Source organism: Cohnella boryungensis (genome assembly GCF_042651945.1).
Taxonomy (GTDB): Bacteria; Bacillota; Bacilli; order Paenibacillales; family Paenibacillaceae; genus Cohnella; species Cohnella boryungensis.
Genome location: NZ_JBHSED010000040.1, coordinates 246,525 through 262,433 on the forward strand (window position 1 = coordinate 246,525; position 15,909 = coordinate 262,433).

Annotated in this window: 20 protein-coding genes and 2 pseudogenes; 8 read left to right on the forward strand and 14 right to left on the reverse strand. The window is 45.0% G+C overall.

The window, feature by feature from the left end:
• Positions 1-371 precede the first annotated feature (371 nt).
• Both ACFO1S_RS19765 and ACFO1S_RS19770 read left to right on the forward strand, forming a co-directional pair.
• Positions 372-1,742 (forward strand): cohesin domain-containing protein, encoded by a 1,371-nt coding sequence (locus ACFO1S_RS19765; RefSeq protein ID WP_204601275.1) that lies wholly within the window; start codon positions 372-374, stop codon positions 1,740-1,742.
• Between the two features lie 119 nt (positions 1,743-1,861).
• Positions 1,862-2,569, forward strand: a complete 708-nt coding sequence (locus ACFO1S_RS19770) for a uracil-DNA glycosylase (RefSeq protein ID WP_204601276.1) — start codon at positions 1,862-1,864, stop codon at positions 2,567-2,569.
• A gap of 68 nt (positions 2,570-2,637) precedes the next feature.
• Here ACFO1S_RS19770 and ACFO1S_RS19775 read toward each other — a convergent pair whose 3' ends face one another.
• The 5 genes from ACFO1S_RS19775 to ACFO1S_RS19795 form a co-directional block, all read right to left on the reverse strand.
• Positions 2,638-3,528 carry an S-layer homology domain-containing protein gene (locus tag ACFO1S_RS19775; protein WP_204601277.1) on the reverse strand — a complete coding sequence of 297 codons (891 nt, stop codon included), beginning with the start codon at positions 3,526-3,528 and terminating at the stop codon, positions 2,638-2,640.
• Between the two features lie 157 nt (positions 3,529-3,685).
• The gene (yjcZ, locus tag ACFO1S_RS19780; RefSeq protein WP_204601278.1) at positions 3,686-3,778 is read right to left on the reverse strand and encodes a sporulation protein YjcZ; all 93 of its coding nucleotides are present in this window, start codon (positions 3,776-3,778) and stop codon (positions 3,686-3,688) included.
• Positions 3,779-3,916: 138 nt separating this feature from the next.
• Positions 3,917-4,069, reverse strand: a complete 153-nt coding sequence (locus tag ACFO1S_RS19785) for a hypothetical protein (protein WP_378127406.1) — start codon at positions 4,067-4,069, stop codon at positions 3,917-3,919.
• Between the two features lie 290 nt (positions 4,070-4,359).
• Positions 4,360-4,572, reverse strand: coding sequence for a DUF3006 domain-containing protein (locus ACFO1S_RS19790; RefSeq protein ID WP_204601280.1), 213 nt, complete (start codon positions 4,570-4,572; stop codon positions 4,360-4,362).
• On the reverse strand, positions 4,573-5,571 hold the full coding sequence (locus tag ACFO1S_RS19795) for an MBL fold metallo-hydrolase (RefSeq protein ID WP_378127408.1): 999 nt from the start codon (positions 5,569-5,571) through the stop codon (positions 4,573-4,575).
• A 187-nt stretch (positions 5,572-5,758) separates the two neighbouring features.
• Here ACFO1S_RS19795 and ACFO1S_RS19800 point away from each other — a divergent pair, with 187 nt between their 5' ends.
• Positions 5,759-5,887 carry a hypothetical protein gene (locus ACFO1S_RS19800; protein WP_378127410.1) on the forward strand — a complete coding sequence of 43 codons (129 nt, stop codon included), beginning with the start codon at positions 5,759-5,761 and terminating at the stop codon, positions 5,885-5,887.
• Between the two features lie 540 nt (positions 5,888-6,427).
• Here ACFO1S_RS19800 and ACFO1S_RS19805 read toward each other — a convergent pair.
• Positions 6,428-6,991 (reverse strand): DUF4352 domain-containing protein, encoded by a 564-nt coding sequence (locus ACFO1S_RS19805; RefSeq protein WP_204601282.1) that lies wholly within the window; start codon positions 6,989-6,991, stop codon positions 6,428-6,430.
• Positions 6,992-7,235: 244 nt separating this feature from the next.
• Between ACFO1S_RS19805 and ACFO1S_RS19810 the strand changes: the two genes are divergently transcribed.
• The 3 genes from ACFO1S_RS19810 to ACFO1S_RS19820 all read left to right on the forward strand — a co-directional run bounded on the left by ACFO1S_RS19810 (position 7,236) and on the right by ACFO1S_RS19820 (position 10,634).
• Positions 7,236-8,243 (forward strand): hypothetical protein, encoded by a 1,008-nt coding sequence (locus tag ACFO1S_RS19810; protein WP_204601283.1) that lies wholly within the window; start codon positions 7,236-7,238, stop codon positions 8,241-8,243.
• The gene (locus ACFO1S_RS19815; protein ID WP_378127411.1) at positions 8,240-9,376 is read left to right on the forward strand and encodes an MBOAT family O-acyltransferase; all 1,137 of its coding nucleotides are present in this window, start codon (positions 8,240-8,242) and stop codon (positions 9,374-9,376) included. Before ACFO1S_RS19810 ends, ACFO1S_RS19815 begins: the two co-directional genes overlap by 4 nt.
• A 412-nt stretch (positions 9,377-9,788) precedes the next feature.
• A complete protein-coding gene (locus tag ACFO1S_RS19820) occupies positions 9,789-10,634 on the forward strand; it encodes a hypothetical protein (RefSeq protein ID WP_204601285.1) in 846 nt (281 codons plus the stop codon).
• Between the two features lie 228 nt (positions 10,635-10,862).
• Here the strand turns inward: ACFO1S_RS19820 and ACFO1S_RS19825 are convergent, their stop codons facing one another.
• Genes ACFO1S_RS19825 through ACFO1S_RS19840 form a run of 4 tightly spaced genes read right to left on the reverse strand, consistent with a single transcriptional unit; the run spans position 10,863 to position 12,586 of the window.
• Positions 10,863-11,006, reverse strand: a complete 144-nt coding sequence (locus tag ACFO1S_RS19825; RefSeq protein ID WP_204601286.1) for an XkdX family protein — start codon at positions 11,004-11,006, stop codon at positions 10,863-10,865.
• Entirely contained in the window at positions 11,007-11,342 is a 336-nt protein-coding gene (locus tag ACFO1S_RS19830) for a hypothetical protein (RefSeq protein WP_204601287.1), read from the reverse strand. It abuts the gene before it with no gap.
• 1 nt (position 11,343) lies between these two features.
• Positions 11,344-12,132, reverse strand: a complete 789-nt coding sequence (locus ACFO1S_RS19835; RefSeq protein WP_204601288.1) for a hypothetical protein — start codon at positions 12,130-12,132, stop codon at positions 11,344-11,346.
• Between the two features lies 1 nt (position 12,133).
• A complete protein-coding gene (locus ACFO1S_RS19840; protein WP_204601289.1) occupies positions 12,134-12,586 on the reverse strand; it encodes a hypothetical protein in 453 nt (150 codons plus the stop codon).
• Between the two features lie 355 nt (positions 12,587-12,941).
• On the opposite strand from ACFO1S_RS19840, the pseudogene ACFO1S_RS19845 reads away from it, so the two are divergent.
• Both ACFO1S_RS19845 and ACFO1S_RS19850 read left to right on the forward strand, forming a co-directional pair.
• Positions 12,942-13,223 (forward strand): annotated as a pseudogene (locus ACFO1S_RS19845) (putative phage abortive infection protein); the annotation flags it as partial.
• A 156-nt stretch (positions 13,224-13,379) separates the two neighbouring features.
• Entirely contained in the window at positions 13,380-13,859 is a 480-nt protein-coding gene (locus ACFO1S_RS19850) for a hypothetical protein (protein WP_204601290.1), read from the forward strand.
• Positions 13,860-14,389: 530 nt separating this feature from the next.
• Here the strand turns inward: ACFO1S_RS19850 and ACFO1S_RS19855 are convergent.
• The 4 genes and pseudogenes from ACFO1S_RS19855 to ACFO1S_RS19870 form a co-directional block, all read right to left on the reverse strand.
• Positions 14,390-14,635, reverse strand: a complete 246-nt coding sequence (locus tag ACFO1S_RS19855) for a DUF2642 domain-containing protein (RefSeq protein ID WP_204601291.1) — start codon at positions 14,633-14,635, stop codon at positions 14,390-14,392.
• Between the two features lie 603 nt (positions 14,636-15,238).
• Positions 15,239-15,388, reverse strand: coding sequence for a hypothetical protein (locus ACFO1S_RS19860; RefSeq protein WP_204601292.1), 150 nt, complete (start codon positions 15,386-15,388; stop codon positions 15,239-15,241).
• Between the two features lie 26 nt (positions 15,389-15,414).
• A complete protein-coding gene (locus ACFO1S_RS19865) occupies positions 15,415-15,567 on the reverse strand; it encodes a hypothetical protein (protein WP_378127414.1) in 153 nt (50 codons plus the stop codon).
• Between the two features lie 206 nt (positions 15,568-15,773).
• Positions 15,774-15,890: pseudogene (locus tag ACFO1S_RS19870) on the reverse strand (DUF4177 domain-containing protein); the annotation flags it as partial.
• Between the last annotated feature and the right edge of the window lie 19 nt (positions 15,891-15,909).

Consider the following 15,909-nt stretch of genomic DNA (forward strand, 5'->3'; position numbering starts at 1 on the left):
GAATCAGTGTAAACTCAAATGAGGCTAGTGCAGCGCCAGATGGACGAGCCCTCCTTACGATCTACATCTCCGGCGGCCAGATCAAAGAGTACGATCTATCTGCAGCAGAGCTGAATCACTTCCTCTTCTGGTACGCGATGCTAAGGATGCAGGCTGCGGACTGGCTAAGTCCAAATTTGTTAAGTAATGAAAAAAATGACCGATGTATCCCTGGTCGGTTGTATTTTCCTATACTGTACATATTAGAAGAATGTGTGGGAATATTTCCCTGCTAACCTTCCAGTATATTGTAGATTCCTGTCGATTATCAGACTGTAAATTCCTGATTTTCCCTTGTATGATAGATTCATTACATAGAAGGAGGAAATAACTTGAAAAAGAAAATCAGCTTATCTGTCCTGGCTTTAGTGGTAATGCTCACAACGTTTTTTTCATCGGTTTCATTTGCTGCAACAGTAGGTCAAAAGCTCCCCAATCCCGAAGCGGGATGGCAGCGCATTGATGTCACTAATGACAAATTCCACTACTTGGATAGCTCTAAATGGTACGACGAGACAACGATAAATGGAGTTTGGGGTGGGTCACTTAAAGTTGCGTACGCTGGAGGTCAGGTCCGGTTTACATTCAAAGGGACGAAACTACGTTTGATTACTTATAACTCAAGTGTGAGGACAACTAATAATACGATCTCGATTGACGGTGTTACATATTCGTTTAGCGAGCATGCGACTTCAGCGAGCACTCAAGTTTTGAGCTTTGAAAAGCTTAATTTAGTCGATGGTTTACATGAAGTTATAGTTACAGCCGGCAATAACCCTCCGGGGTATGTTGCAACGCTTGATGCTATTGATATCGACGAAACGGGATATTTGGTTGAAATTGCTAATCCGGACATAACTGCAACAGCAGGAATTGCAAAGATTGACCTTAATTGGTCTGCGGTTACTGGAGCGATAAGTTATAACGTCAAGAAGTCAACAACTCCTGGCGGGCCGTATGTAACAATCGCTTCAAGTGTAACAGGAACTACTTATGCGGATTCGGACGTTACTCCGGGCATCAATTATTATTATGTGGTTACAGCTCTCAACGCTAATGCAGAAAGCGCCCCATCAAACGAAGTCTCTGCCTCTCTCGTTAATGAACCTGTTCTGAATGTTGTCATGGATAAAGAGAAAATCAAAGTCGGTGAGCAGTTCACTTCCGATATTGTCCTCCAGAACGTAAGCAATATTTATGCCGAGGACTTCAAGATCAATTATGACAGCAATTTGTTGAATTACGTTGGTTTCGAGGAAATTCCAGGCTACAAAGTGTATAACCAACCGACGGACGAGAACGGAAAGCTGCGCTTTATTATCGCGAGCCAAGGCGAGCAGTATGGGATTAACGGCGAGCAAGTGATTTTGAAGCTGAAGTTCACGGGCAAAGAGAAAGGAGTCGCCAAGGTTGATGCACTGGAGTGCAGAATAGCGGATACCGAGTCGGAGTACGACTTGAATGAAGAATCCTGCACGGAGGATACGATCGAAATAGAAGGCGTTAAGGATGTAAACAGAACTGGTGAATATACGCTTGTTGATTTAGCGATTGATGGATTCTATTATGGCAAAACGGCTGACCAAACAGACCGCACAAAACATGATGCTGACCAAGCCGGCGACACGAACATCAATGACGATGATTTGTTGTTCATCGTGAGCGAAATTCTAAAAAATCCAAACTATCCGTTGAATGCATAACAAATCAGCCAGGGGGCTTAGGCTCTCGGGCTTTTTTGATATTTACAGGGATAATCTATGTCGAAAAAAATAATTTTGCTATAATAGAAAAACGACAGTCAGAGAAAGCGAGGTTCATCATGACGACGCAGACCGGCTTGCTTCGTGCGCCAGGCAACGATTGGGGGCAATTGCTCGCAGAGGAAACGGAGAAGCCCTATTACAAGAAGCTTATGGATCAGGTTGCCGAGCAATATCAGATACATACCGTTTATCCGCCGACTGCGGATGTGTTTCGGGCTTTCGAGCTTACACCCTACGATAAGGTCAAAGTGGTTATTCTCGGGCAGGACCCCTATCATGGGGCGGGGCAGGCGCATGGCTTGAGCTTCTCCGTGCGTCCGGGGGTAAAGCTGCCTCCATCTCTCAAAAATATTTATAAAGAGCTGTGCGACGATACGGGCTGCTCTGAGCCCTCACACGGATTTTTAGAGCATTGGGCGCGCCAGGGCGTGCTGCTGTTGAACAATGTGTTAACGGTTAGAGAAAGCGAGGCCAACTCTCATCGCAAACTGGGGTGGGAGAAGTTTACGGATAAGGTGATCTCGCTGCTTAATGAGCGAGAGCGGCCGATCGCGTTTGTGCTGTGGGGGAAGCCGGCGCAGGAGAAAGGACGCTTTATTGATACATCGAAGCATTTCGTGCTTCAATCGGTCCACCCGAGCCCGTTGTCGGCTTACGGCGGCTTCTGGGGGAGCAAGCCCTTCTCGCAATGCAATGCTTTTCTCCGGAGCAACGGCTTCGCGGAAATCGACTGGCAGCTCCCCGAAGCTGCAGAGGATGAGTAAGGCCGATAGGTTCGTTATGAAAAAACGGATGGACGTCCAAGAGGACTGTCCATCCGTTTTATTGTAGCTTAACCTGGAAACGGTGCAGCTGGTTGAGCTTCGCCCAGCACAGGAGTAAATTCGGAAGAGATATAAGTAGAAACGGAAATATCCTTCAGCATCTGCGGATACATCATGTCCGGGTTAGGAAGCACGGCTCTGTATTGGATAACGGCCTGGCCCTTGGAGAATTGAATGCCGGTAATTTCGATGCCATATCCGGGATGAGGGACCGTGACGGTTACGGTCACTTTAGAGATGTTATCCGTAACTTTCTCGGTCGTTAGCTTGGCATTGTTCAGAACCGGATTTTCAGGTACGTATACAGGACTGTTTTCTTTAATGAACTTAACCGTCCGGTTGATCATCGTTTCGGCGGCCGAACGGGTAACAGGGCTCTTAGGGTTGAATTTTTGCTTGCTGTCCAGGGTTGCGATTTTGCTGAGGAGCAGCTTCTGAATACTGTTCATGTAGGCGCTCGAGATTTGTTTGGCATCGGCGATTTCTACGTACATGGCGATCCAGCTGAAGTCTCCTTTGTGAGAGAACGCGCCGAACAGCCAGTGGGCGAATTGCTCGCGGGATACTTTGGCGGATGGATTAATGTCCTTGGGAAGATCCAGTCCGTTAAACCGCGCGATAATGAAATCTTGCGCGTAGGAGGCGTTATCCTTCACCTTCGTGTAATAGTCGCTTGCCAGCGGCTGTTTCACAAATCGGATGTGGTTGATGTTCAAGTCGAGTCCTTTTACAATCATGCTGACCGCGGCTGCGTTCGTAATGCCGGAGTTACCTTGATAATGAGGCTTGTGGTTGTTTTTTTCATGGTCTTTTCCGTGGGCGAAAGCCGAGCTGCTCAGCAGCAAGCTGAAAACGGCCGCTAACATAAGCAGCAATAACGGTTTTCTCATCTGGGTCATTTTTTGTTCCCTCCAATTTGTTAATGGATTAATTGAGTCGCACATTATGACGCAAGTGTTTTGGTAAAGGTTGCGAAAATGAGAAAAATATCAGATCGAAAAGAAAATACATAAAAAACGCCAGGCGCTCAGCCTGGCGGTGAAGGGAGGTGCAATATTAGTATCCGGCTTTCAGGATAATGACCAACAGGATGAAGAGAACAAGAACAATAGCCGCTCCCGAGCCGCCTCCGCATACAGGATAACTCATACTATCACCGCCGTAAGGTTATTGTAATGATGGCTCATCACCTCAATAGCTTATGTCGGGGTGAATATAGGGACAGTACTATCGCACAGTTGAGTTGAAAATCCGCTCCCGCATAATCGAGCATTGCAGGAGCGGCAATCAGGCGCGCAGGTCTTTCTTATTTGCGACCACCGGTATGACCGCCAGTACGGCAGCCAGTACGGCAGCCAGTGCGTCCGCCAGTGCGACCACCGGTATGACCGCCAGTGCGACCACCGGTATGACCGCCAGTACGGCAGCCAGTGCGTCCACCGGTGCGACCTCCGGTATGACCTCCAGTGCGTCCACCAGTGCGACCGCCAGTACGACAGCCAGTGCGCCCGCCGGAGCGACCACCGGTACGACCGCCGGTACGACCATGGGAATGACCATGAGAGCGGCCGTGAGAGCGATGATGAGAGCTTTCCGCGTTATGAAGTTCCATGCTCATCGTAATAACACCTCCAGTGCGTAGATGATGGAATAGTGTATGTCGCCACGATTCCCTTCGCACTGGACAAGCGCAGGCCGAACCGAAAAGAGGTGTTAACCTGCGGGTGCAGTTATTCGAACAGTTCGTCCATCAGACGGTCGATGTCTCTTTTTCTTTTTTCTTTCGCAGCTTCGTCCAAGCGTATTTCTCCGTTTTCGATGACAATCGCATCCCCCGCCTGTGCGCCTCTTGGCAGCTTAGAACGAACGTAATCTCTCGTTGAGCCATCCACTTCAACTACGGCGATGTCCCCCTCGAATCGGTCGATAATTCCTCGTTCCACTTATTTCACCTTCAAGAAAGTTATTTTTTTGCCATCGCTTACTGCGGTTACAGTACCGTTTAAGTCGGTGCGATAGATTGTCGCCTTGGCTGCCTTGAGCCGACTAAGAAGAGAAGCGGCAGGGTGTCCGTAGCTATTCTGGCCAACGCTAATGATGGCATACTGAGGCGCTACGGCTTTTAGAAAAGGATCGGTCGTAGATGAGACGGAGCCGTGATGCCCGACTTTCAGAACGTCGGCCTTCAGCCGCACTTTTTTCGCAATCATATCGCTTTCGGATTTCTTTTCAGCGTCGCCTGTAAACAGGAACGTGTTGTCTCCATAAGCAAGATGCAGAACTGCGCTCCAGTCGTTGAGGTTGCTTCCGTAAGCGGTCGTCGGTCCGACGAAAGCCGCAGTTACTCCTTCTAGGGGCAGGGAGACGCCAGCCTTGGCCTCTTTGATCGTTAAGCCTTGTTTTTTGACTGCGAGCAGGAAATCCTTGAACGTGTCTGTCGTGTGAGAGACTTTAGGCGCATAGACGGCCTTCACCTTGAAAGCGTTCAGTACGGTATCCAGTCCCCCGGAATGGTCGGCGTCGGGATGGGTGGAGATCAGCACCTCCAGATCGTCTACGCCAAGCTGCTTCAGATAGTCGACGACTACGTCTCCCGCCTCGTTCTTGCCCGCATCGATCAGAATGTCGTCTCCCTCGGCCGTCTTGATGTAGGTGGCGTCTCCTTGCCCGACGTTCAAATAATAGACCGACAGCTTCCCCTTGCGCGGGGGCGTAATTTTGTCGGCTTTCAGCTTGCCGTTACTCCCAGACGGGGGAGTTAGCGTTGCGGAGCCGTCCGCATTGTGATAATGATACTGTCCGTCCTTTAATCCCCACTTGGCGCAATTGGTGCGGCAGGTGTGGCCGCCCTTGGCGTCGGTCCGCCCGGGATGCGCCGAGACGGCGCCTGTGCTCGACCAAATTAGTAGTAAAGCGACGATGCTGAGGCTAAGTTTGCGCACGAATGATCTGCTCCTCATGTTGTTGTTTTCTCCATCTTACATTGGAGCCTAAAGATCACAAAGGTAATTATTTTCATTTTGCAAGCATTTCCATGAGAAAAGTTAACGCTTGATTAAAAAATGCGAATCGGGTGTAATTAGACCTTGTGTAGAACAGATACATAATTCTAATAATGAGGTGATTTACATGAGTAAAATTGCGCTGCTCGTCGTGTTGATTTCCATGTTGAATCCGCAAGCCACAGTAACCGTTGCTGACAATGTGATTACGGTTGCCAAGGACAGCATCGTTTCGACAATTGTCGTAGACGAGTGATTGCCGGTTTGGGGAGTTAACTCCACAGCGTTGGAAACAGCTTCTGCAGCCCCTGTCTTCATTCGAAGAAGAGGGCTGCTTTTCGCCTGTCGGCAACGAGCGGCTTACTTTGATTTTCGCTTCGGAATTTCCTTAATGAATTTGCCATTGTCGTCGTATACCATAATACTAAGCCCCCGAATCGCCCCCTTCGTTTCGAAAAGCAAGTTCATAGCCTCATCTCTCGATAGGGGAATATTGATTCTTTTCCCGTTATATCCGAGATAATACTTCAGCTCTCAACCTCCGTACCGGACCCTAACAAGCGTGGTGGCGATCAAAATGATATTTTGAAAATGCGAAAAGCAGGGCTGCGACAGCTAGGACTAAAGGGCTCTATTATATTTATTCTAACATGTAAAATCGGTTATAAACTACATAATACATAGGTATTTAGTCATTTTATGGCGAATTATGGATGTCCGTGGAGGGAGTGGAGCGTGGAAGTAAGCCCGCAAGAAGACAGCCCCCTCTTGACGAGCCAAGAAGGGGCTAATCCTATTATTTAAGCTTCCAGATGGCTTGTCCGGATTTGAAGGGCTGCTTAAAGATGAATTCAAGGCTGGCGTCTTTCGGTACCTGGTAAGCAATTTCGCCGCGAAGCTTTCTTCCGGCGGCTACAGTTCCGTCAAAGCTGCCCTTGGCATCGTCGACAATAGTTAAGTTGTAATTGAAGCCATCGCCGTCAACGACTTCCGTCTGGAGCATCGAGGAAATGTTTTCTTCTGCATCTCCTTTATTTTCGGCAGTAACATCGACCAATATAATGATATTCCCTTCATCCGGGGTGAAAATTTGACTTTTGGATTCACGAACCCCATTAACTGTAATCACCATGTCGTCAAACTTGATCGAATCGCCCAGATTATAGATTTCGGTTTTCGGAGCTTCAGACGTTTGGCTCTCCTTGTCTTCAGCCGAAGCAGACGGAGCGGCGGATTTGCCTTCACTAGTGGCAGCCGCAGACGGGCTTGGCTTGGAATTCACCTTTTCGATGTTTGCTTCTGTGCAGGCGGTTAGGGATAACGCCAGAATGCCGACAACCCATAACTTTGTTCCTTTCATTTTCAGACCCACTCTTTTCTCTGGATGATAGTTTTGTCTGCATAAGGCTCTCAGACAACACTATTCTACATCAAAAGTCCTATTTTGGCGATATGTGGAAAGGGGCTGGGGATAAGTCGGTCAAAATCAACAAGCGATAGCTAATGCAAAACTGCATTTCTTGATAATGGGAGAAAATTGTTGATAAATGCAATATGAGGTGATAGAGTTGGGACGAACATCTATAGAAACAAGGTGAGCTAATTTGAGGAAGTTTATTGCATCTATTGTTACACTTGTTCTGCTGCTGCTTATAACTGATGTATTCGTTTCCAGGTTAACAAGCAGCGAGTTTGAGCAAGCGAATTATCGGATACCCCAACCCAATGGGACGTCCCCTTATTTTTTATCACCCTATGTCCGTTTCATCCAGAAGCACGGGGAAGCTGATTCGCTGCTCTTTTTTGGAGATTCCACAGTATGGAGCGGATCCCTTGGAAGAAAGGACACGCTCTATGCTCAAACCGCAAAGAAAACAAATAAAACGATATACAATTTATCGATACCCGGCATGGGGCTGGATGACCTTTCTATATTGATGGAATACACATTATCTCGAACAAAAAGTAAAACGGTAATAATGCCGTTTCAATATTTTTGGGGAGCGAGCAGCGCCGCCTATCCTAATTTAAAAAGCATCTTAGATGAACAAAAGGTTCCGTGGGATCTGTACAGGTATAGGTATATCATTGGCCAGCGCCTATTCGGATTAATGCCCAAAGAAAAAATAGAGGATAGATATAAACACTTAAGGTATAACGTACCTCTTGGAGAGTTCGAAGATTATGAAGAAACCAGTATTAAAGAACACAGCTACAGAACAACGGATGAAAATACGCTAAAATCGATCAAGGAGTATCATGGCTCTATATTTGTTCCCAAAAAAGTTGACGAGCAAACTTTAAATTCCTATCGGAAAATTAAGTCAATAACGGAAAAATACAATGACCGCACATTTTATTTCTACTTTCCGCCTTACCTTTTGAGCGAAGCGGAAGCGATTTCCAACCTTTCCAAGGCTGAATATGATGAATATGTCGCGTCGATATTCGAGGTATTCAAGGACTCTAATAATGTGAGGTTAGAGGATTTTAACAGTTTGAGCAATTGGGAAACGGACGAGCTTTTTGATTGGGTGCACTTAAGTTATAAGGGCGCAACGCGATTTTCATCCTATCTCTCGTCTTGGCTAATGGAGGACCTCAAGGTATGATTTTCACTAGTTTTAGTTACTTTTTTTTCATTACTATTTCGGTTTTTCTATATTACTTAGGCGGAACGAAAACAAGAAAGTTTATTCTGGCAATATCAGGAATTATTTTTTATGCTTATTTCGCGAGAGAATATATCGTTCTGCTGTTTTTGGAGTCTATAGTCATTTATTGGATGGCCAAACGAGTTTTGTGGTTTATCCCGGGGCTGATGGTTTCAATAGGAATTCTTTGTTTGTTCAAGTATCTTGAATATGCAACTAATATTATCAATCTGGTATTTGGGAAAGCCTTTATTAGCCCCCAGATCACGATTCCATTAGCGATTTCATTTTTTACCTTTGAGTTTGTTCATTACTTGGTAGATTCGTATAAAGAAAAAATTCCAAAACATAACTTTTTGGAGTATATGGGCTTTATTTTCTTTTTCCCTACAATGGTGGCCGGGCCGATTAAACGATTCCAACACTTTACTTCCCAATTAGATAAAAGAATAAATTTTAACGATTTGCAGGCCGGGTGTACCAGAATTCTGATTGGCATCGCAAAAAAGGTAGTTATTGCCGACACCATGAATATATGGCCATTGCAGTTAACGGACCAGGCTACGGCAACTGATCTTTGGATCGGGGTTGTTGCTTTCACGATAAAGATCTATGCAGACTTCTCGGCCTATTCCGATATTGCCATAGGTTCTGCAAGATGTTTTGGAATTGTTGTCCCTGAAAACTTTAATTACCCATACCTGGCAAGAAACATATCTGATTTCTGGAAAAGATGGCACATATCGCTTAGCCGCTGGATTACGGATTACATTTTCATCCCGCTTGGCGGAAGCCGTGTTGCCCTTCCTCTGATTTTAATGAATACAATGATTGCAATGGGAATATCCGGTTTGTGGCACGGTGCGGCGACTCATTTTGTTGCATGGGGCCTCTATCACGGAGCATTGTTATGTATCGTGCGGTTATATACTTTATTCGTCGTCAACCGCTTTCCTGTATTAACAAAACGTGCTTTCGGATTTTTCTCCTGGATGGTTACAATGGCATCCGTTATGTTCGGATGGATGCTGTTCAATATGCCGTTATATGATATCCTGCCTGCTCTAAAAATCATGCTGGGGGTGGGTTGAGGTGAAAGATATACTTAAAGGTGCAGCCTACGGAGTGCTATGGTGGCTTCTCATTCTAGTTTCAGTATTAATGGCGGGGAAAGGAACAGGCTTTATATACATTGATTTTTAATGAGAGAGTTAATTAACGGGACCTTTATAAACAGCGCTAATTTATTTATTAATAATATCCCAAATTTTTTATTTCGCGCTCGTCGATCGAGCTTCTCGAGCTCTTCAGTTGAACTAAAGGGAGGAAAGAGGAGGCTTACGTTCGATCAAAACAGGAGAGATAAAGCTAGTCTCTGCCATCTCAGGATGTCTTATCTTTGGGACTGCGACGGAGAAAATTGAAAATGCGAAGTTGACGAGCTTATTCCTTATGGAGTAAGCTTTTTTTGTCGATATATGGAAATCAATTGGAGGTATTTGTTTGAAATATAATCTAGATTCGTTATTGCTTGTAATTGTTTTTGTATTATTCTTTGGTTTGTTAGTAGGTTTTTTTATCAGAGGTTTGTTTATTCCAAGCAAGAAACTTGGGCTTTGGGAACGTATGTTAAATTTCGACTTGAGCACGATAAATGGGGAGTCTAGTAAGACGTGGAGATCTCAGGATTGGATCTGGGCGTTTACTTTCTTAATTTATGCTCAGGTATTTACAGTTTTATATCAAGATATGGTTATGGTGGTTGTATCATTTGTATCTACGTTCGTATCGATTACATTAGGTGCCGTTGCTATCTACATATCGTTGAAACAAGCCACAAGTGGGGATCAACTGAAAGACAAGATAAATGAAACCCTTACAGCGATGTCCTCAAAACTAAATCAGATGGATAATAAGTTTGATACATTTAATCCGAATTTTTATAATAAACAAGCTGTTGAAGAGCAAGTTAACCAGGCTAAGGAACAAGTTTTTTCTAAAGTAGAAGGTAACGACCAAGAAACGTTCTCAAAAGACGATGTAAAAAATATGATCTCCGAGCAGTTGGATAAATTGAAGACAGAAATAAAAGACTCGCTCTATAACGAAGAGAGTCCAAGGGAAAAAAATTATAATGAAGGGGTTTTAGATGAAGCGAAAACAATATTCGTAAAAATAATTCAAAACATTCCTTCAGGAACTGAATTTTCAATGAGTTATATTATAAATACTCTTCACGATAATTTAAGAGAGTTTATCCATATTTCTCATTTAACTCAATGGATGGGTTCCATGAAGAGGCTTGGATTAGTTGAGTTTCTAGATCCATATAATTACAAAAAGAAATAACTATCAGGTTGTTCTTAGTTCCGGAATTGGACACGGACGGGGGTGCTGCGGAGTCCAGAGTTTATTAAATTCGTAATTTAATAAAAGTACCCGAGAGCCGAAGCCCTCGGGTTGATTGTGGTCGTTAGTGATCGATCTTGCTTCGACTTGAGCGGTCAGACACCTTCCGTATTCGTACTCAATGGTCGGAAAATTATCGTAAAACCGATCCAATAAAATAGGTCCCGCTTATGCGGCACCCTCGTATTCCTCGCCGGTAATCGTCTCATACTGCGCCGAGCTGATCTTGCCAGCTACGACAAACTTAGCGACGTCGGCAATGCCGTAGCGCCCCGCATCGTAGTGGCGTTTGACCGTTGCATACCAATCCATCTAGATCACCTCCGCTTCGACGAGCGCTAGCAGCAGCCTGGCCTGTTCGGCCTCTGTTTGATCAAGTCGGATTTGCATATCGGCGATTTCAAGCGCCAGCAATGCGTTCTCATTTTCGAGCTGAGTGATTTGGCTTTCGGGTTCTTGCGGTACTGCTTCCAGGGCATATTCCCCTTCTGCGTTCCGAATTGCGGCATATCCGGCAGGAGTTGACAATACGATTTCGGGCAATTCTTCCTCCAGCACATAGTGAGTGCCCAGGGTGTCTAGTTCTTCGATATTTGGATTCGCCAAATAGCCCGCAACCCGCTCTCCGGCCAATATGATTGCGTACATGTTATCCCCCCTGTACCAGCGTGTACCTTAGTGATAGATTACGTATAAATGCGTTAGAACCTCTCGACTTGAGCACCAAATACGTAGGGACTTTTTCCTTTACAACGAGTGTTTTGACCACTGTTGTATAGACTGAGTTTTGCCTTGAAAATAACAGTGGATCGTTATTCCCGAATGGAGAAATCGTCGTGCCGATCGGCATTGTCCAATCACAGTCTGAGACGGCTTGAGAGGTATATGAACCCCATAACCCTGCTACGGCATATAGTTCTGACGCAGAGCCCTCTTGATTGCGAATATCCACAACAACGCGAATTTCACCGGAGTAAAACGGTATAAACTTGTGAACGATGGTACCAGTGGAACCATTGGAATACGGAGAACTGCGTTCTGTTGCATCACTGTATTGCACGACATCACTCGCAACGCTGACCGTTGTTCCTTTAATGTTGGCTATGATATAGGCCAGGCGCGAGAAGATCGAGCCGTTTAATGCGGCGGCATCGCCTGTGTTGCCCAGACGATTACCTATTACATCGTTGTTGAGTCCGTATTGTAGGGCGGCTAATTTTCCAAAAATCGATGCTACATTTACGCTATCGTTCGTAGCACCTATAAGGTCAGATTTGGCCTTAATCTGACCGGCAACAGTTTCGAGGGTATCTGTGTACTCTCTGATCTGCGCGAGCTGCGCAAATAGAGAGGATAGCCCCGCCGCATCTGTGCTTTTGCCGATCTTTTTTAGCGCATCGATCAGCAGCGCTAAGCTAGCCTTGTCTACTCCCGACATGTCAGTTTACCCCTTTCGTGATATCGACTATATTACCGTTTCCGTCTCGGTTAATCGTGCTGGTGACCGTCTTGCCGCCAGCTACTTCGACTACCGCAGCCAGCGCCCCGCCGGTGTAGTTTAGCGTCGTACGGGCCACTTCAACCGTTTCGTCCTTTTCGACTATTGCCGAGATTAATCCGCCCGTGTATTCGAAAACTGTACGGCGGGTGTCAGTTTCAAGAAGTAAGGCGACTTGATTTCGAACGGTTTGGTTGTCGCCACCCGAAGCCCCCGATATGGCCTCATGTAGCTCTGAAATCGCCCCCGCCGCGTTTTTCGAGAGCGTCGGAACCGACGCCATATGACCCATAGCCAAATCGATGATATCCATGTTTTCATTCAGTACGGAAATGTCAGCTATTTCGGTCTTCAAAGGCTTCTTCAAACCGATATGCGAGGTCATTTCAGGCATTTTCTTCAACTCCTTGCTCCAATTATTTGTCCTTTCATCTATTGGTGGCAATCGTATGACAAAAAGCTCAAGAGCTTAAGCCCCTGAACTGAAATATAACCCAACCTACGCAACGTAAAAGAACAAGCCACTCGGACGAAATCATCACGTCGTCGACATGTTGGGAGATTTAATTGAAAGAGTTGATATAATACAATTTGAATCTTGACCAATATGATACCGGAATTTTATATGTGGTTATTTCGGAGGCGGGTACATGACAGGTCAAGATATTGTTCAGAGAACCGCTTATAAGAGGGGCGGTCGATGGTGTTGAGTACGTTGGGGACGCCATTATGATCGAGGACGTTACTTAAGAAATCTATACCGCATTTACAAATTTCTTGATAAACAAGACTTGTCTGAAGAGGAGCTTGACGAATATGCGGGCATTATCAAAGCACAGCTTTCGTCCTATGAACTTGTCCTATTGTTCTATAACGGATTGAGTTCATACGGCCAGGATAGGTTTTTACCGTTAATGCATAAATACGACATGCTAGACAACCTGAATCAAGACTTGTTGATGGGTACCAGACATTATCAGTTCTATGCTGCAAGTAAATCCATATGGGAGTTGGAAAATCGGGTACCTTGAGAGGTGTGTTGATGAACATTGAAGCAACGGAATGAATACCCCGTATCGAGCCGACCAATAGGTCGGCTTATTTTTATATTTCGAATAGAAAGCAGGATTTTCCATTTCTTCTCCGAAAAATTAAAGTTTAAATTTGTCAGGGGGAAGGGAATAGAGTTGAATGAAAACGAAAGACTACATTACTTATACATTATTGGAATTTTAGTTTGGACAGGCATACTAGTTTTCGCATTCTTTTACGGTAAAGATGGTAATGAGATCGTATCATACATAGGATTTGCCGGCACTCTTGTAAGTAAAGTCCTTGCAGTCAATGAAACGAATGATAGGATGTTGTCACAGCTTAATAATACTATTGATACAGTGGTTTCTGAGATAAAATCTACAACAGATCGTTTTAACTCAGGTTTTTTAGAAGTTGCGGCTACTATAAAGGAACAAGGGCAGTATAATGCAAATATAGGGGTAAAGCTTGATAAAATGCATGAAACTCTTCAAATGGGTTCTTTTCGGCATGAATTCGTAGGTGAAGACATCGGCACGTCCACCAAAGCAGAGCTTAGATTGTTCATCAAGAATCTAGTTAAATACAGTTCAATGAGTTTTTTGAACGGCACATTGATGAAAATAATTTGAGAATAGAATAAGTCCATAGTATGTGTTATTGGAATTCCTACATGTATATTTATATCATCGAGAAATCGCACAGAGGACACCGCGGGGCGTGAACGCCTCGTCGATCGAAGCCGGCCAATAGGTCGGCTTTTTGCATAAAAAGATACATCGGTTTTCCAACCGACGAAGCCTGTCTCAAAAGATATAATGAACTTTATAGGGAGAAGAAAGGCAAAGATCATCCGAGCATTACAAGGAAGATCAAATCTTACAACGGATCACCCATCTTGAAGAGTATGGAGTGACATATCGAGATATTTTGAAGTGCCAAATTCGGAGTAACAAAGCCAACAGTAATGTTTGCTGATGAACAACCACACGGGGAGGGGCCAAACAATTAGATTTATTCGTTTTAGGATAACCAGAAAGGAGTTCGTTTTTATTAGCGACAAATCGAAGATAGAATGGACGGACGCCACCAAACCCAGGCGGGCAGCCCCAAAGTCGGCGAACAATAAAAGTCCGGATCCCTCAGGGATCCGGCCGGAAAACTATAGAGGCATCGTCCAGACAATTTCAGCTATCCGTACGCAAGCCTGTCGATTGTGTGTAAGCGCAAGTAGCACATGGTCAGGTTTAACATCCAGTATCGTACCTTCAATGGCCCCGCGGGTTGTTTCAAAGCATACACATCGACCTATTAGTCGGCAGAGGGCTTCAACAACGTATGGATCGATAGAAGAGACAGACTTTACCTGGGAAAGTAAATGGCTCGCATTAGCGTTACGTTGATACAAATTATCACTCCTTAAATATGTTCTGCAATTAGCATATGCTGATGCCTAATTCGTGGAGTAGGCATATATCCCATATCACATGGGAAGAGTTTCTGGAGGTGCAACAATGGCTACTTTATTCACAGAGCTAAAATTAGACGAAATCCCAGTTGCAATGTTCGATTGATGCCGTCTCTATCGCCAATCTTAATCACGGCTTGTTATGCGGCAATCAGACAAGCTTCGGGTGTATAAGGAGGGGGAGGCGGAGCCGACGGTAACCGGAGCCCATCGCCCAAACAACGGAGCAATCAGCGTCGCCGATCCGAAACTCTCTGATAGGGAAGGGCGGCACCTGGGGGGCACCGGATTGTTAAAGTGGACGAGCCCGGTCCGTGTGTTACAGGTGCCAATTCGGTAGCGGAGCGATAACAGTAGCCGATCCTGAATTCGGCAGCGGCGCATTCGGTTCGATACCCCGTTTTAGCCAGAGCAAAAGGTTACTGTTGCCGTACCGCATCAAAAGGAGTCGGAGGTTTGCGATTATTATTGTCCGTGTAGCGGTGACTTGAGACTCGCTAATGAACTTGGAAATTAGAGAACTACTAACACCATGAGGTGGAATTATTCATCGGGAGTTCGATCAAGGAAAAGATGTATTACCTCGGTTGCATCGCCGGCTTCAATTTCTTCTTGTGAAGCGTCCTCTTCGAGGGTGTTATGCGTGTCTATGCTTGGTGCAATTGTTGGTTCATGTTCGTGTTCATGATCCATTTGAAATAACTCCTTCGACATTTTGTTTATTCTCTGCAAATTGACCGATAGCCTTCATTTTGGTCCAGCTCATCTTCGATTAAGCTCTGTTGATTATCGTTATCCTCCGATTGCGGCGGCTCATCAGTTCGGTACTGAGGGGCAATCGGAGGATCGAGAAATTGATTGTTTTCAGTCACATGTACGACTCCTTATAGGCGGTTTAGATTTCCAGTCTAATATCGGCTCATGAACTTTAATTTATTCAAAGCAGTGGAGAAGGTTGGGCGACAGGGGAAATGGTTGAAAGAGTCATATCTCTATATGGTTCGAGCGGTACGATTATATTATGAGGGGAGGTAACGATGAATATTAGGATCAATAAGTATAATTAAAAAGCCCTTCATCAATTGAAGGACTTTTCAAAAATAATTTCAAAATATGCGGGAAAACCAGCTCCTTTAGTGGCTGGAGCAAATATTTGGACAAATCGCCATCCATCCTTTGCATGGTTAGCAATAATTTCATGGAAGGCTGTCGAA

Excerpts from the sequence above, each read along its gene's own strand:
- ACFO1S_RS19825 (WP_204601286.1), bottom strand. The coding sequence starts at position 11,006 with ATGGATTGGTATGCAACGGTCAAACGCCACTACGATGCGGGGCGCTAC.
- ACFO1S_RS19800 (WP_378127410.1), top strand. The coding sequence starts at position 5,759 with ATGAGTAAAATTGCGCTGCTCGTCGTGTTGATTTCCATGTTGAATCCG.
- ACFO1S_RS19805 (WP_204601282.1), bottom strand. The coding sequence starts at position 6,991 with ATGAAAGGAACAAAGTTATGGGTTGTCGGCATTCTGGCGTTATCCCTA.
- ACFO1S_RS19770 (WP_204601276.1), top strand. The coding sequence starts at position 1,862 with ATGACGACGCAGACCGGCTTGCTTCGTGCGCCAGGCAACGATTGGGGG.
- yjcZ (WP_204601278.1), bottom strand. The coding sequence starts at position 3,778 with ATGAGTTATCCTGTATGCGGAGGCGGCTCGGGAGCGGCTATTGTTCTT.
- ACFO1S_RS19775 (WP_204601277.1), bottom strand. The coding sequence starts at position 3,528 with ATGACCCAGATGAGAAAACCGTTATTGCTGCTTATGTTAGCGGCCGTT.
- ACFO1S_RS19830 (WP_204601287.1), bottom strand. The coding sequence starts at position 11,342 with ATGTACGCAATCATATTGGCCGGAGAGCGGGTTGCGGGCTATTTGGCG.
- ACFO1S_RS19835 (WP_204601288.1), bottom strand. The coding sequence starts at position 12,132 with ATGTCGGGAGTAGACAAGGCTAGCTTAGCGCTGCTGATCGATGCGCTA.
- ACFO1S_RS19815 (WP_378127411.1), top strand. The coding sequence starts at position 8,240 with ATGATTTTCACTAGTTTTAGTTACTTTTTTTTCATTACTATTTCGGTT.
- ACFO1S_RS19860 (WP_204601292.1), bottom strand. The coding sequence starts at position 15,388 with ATGGATCATGAACACGAACATGAACCAACAATTGCACCAAGCATAGAC.
- ACFO1S_RS19840 (WP_204601289.1), bottom strand. The coding sequence starts at position 12,586 with ATGCCTGAAATGACCTCGCATATCGGTTTGAAGAAGCCTTTGAAGACC.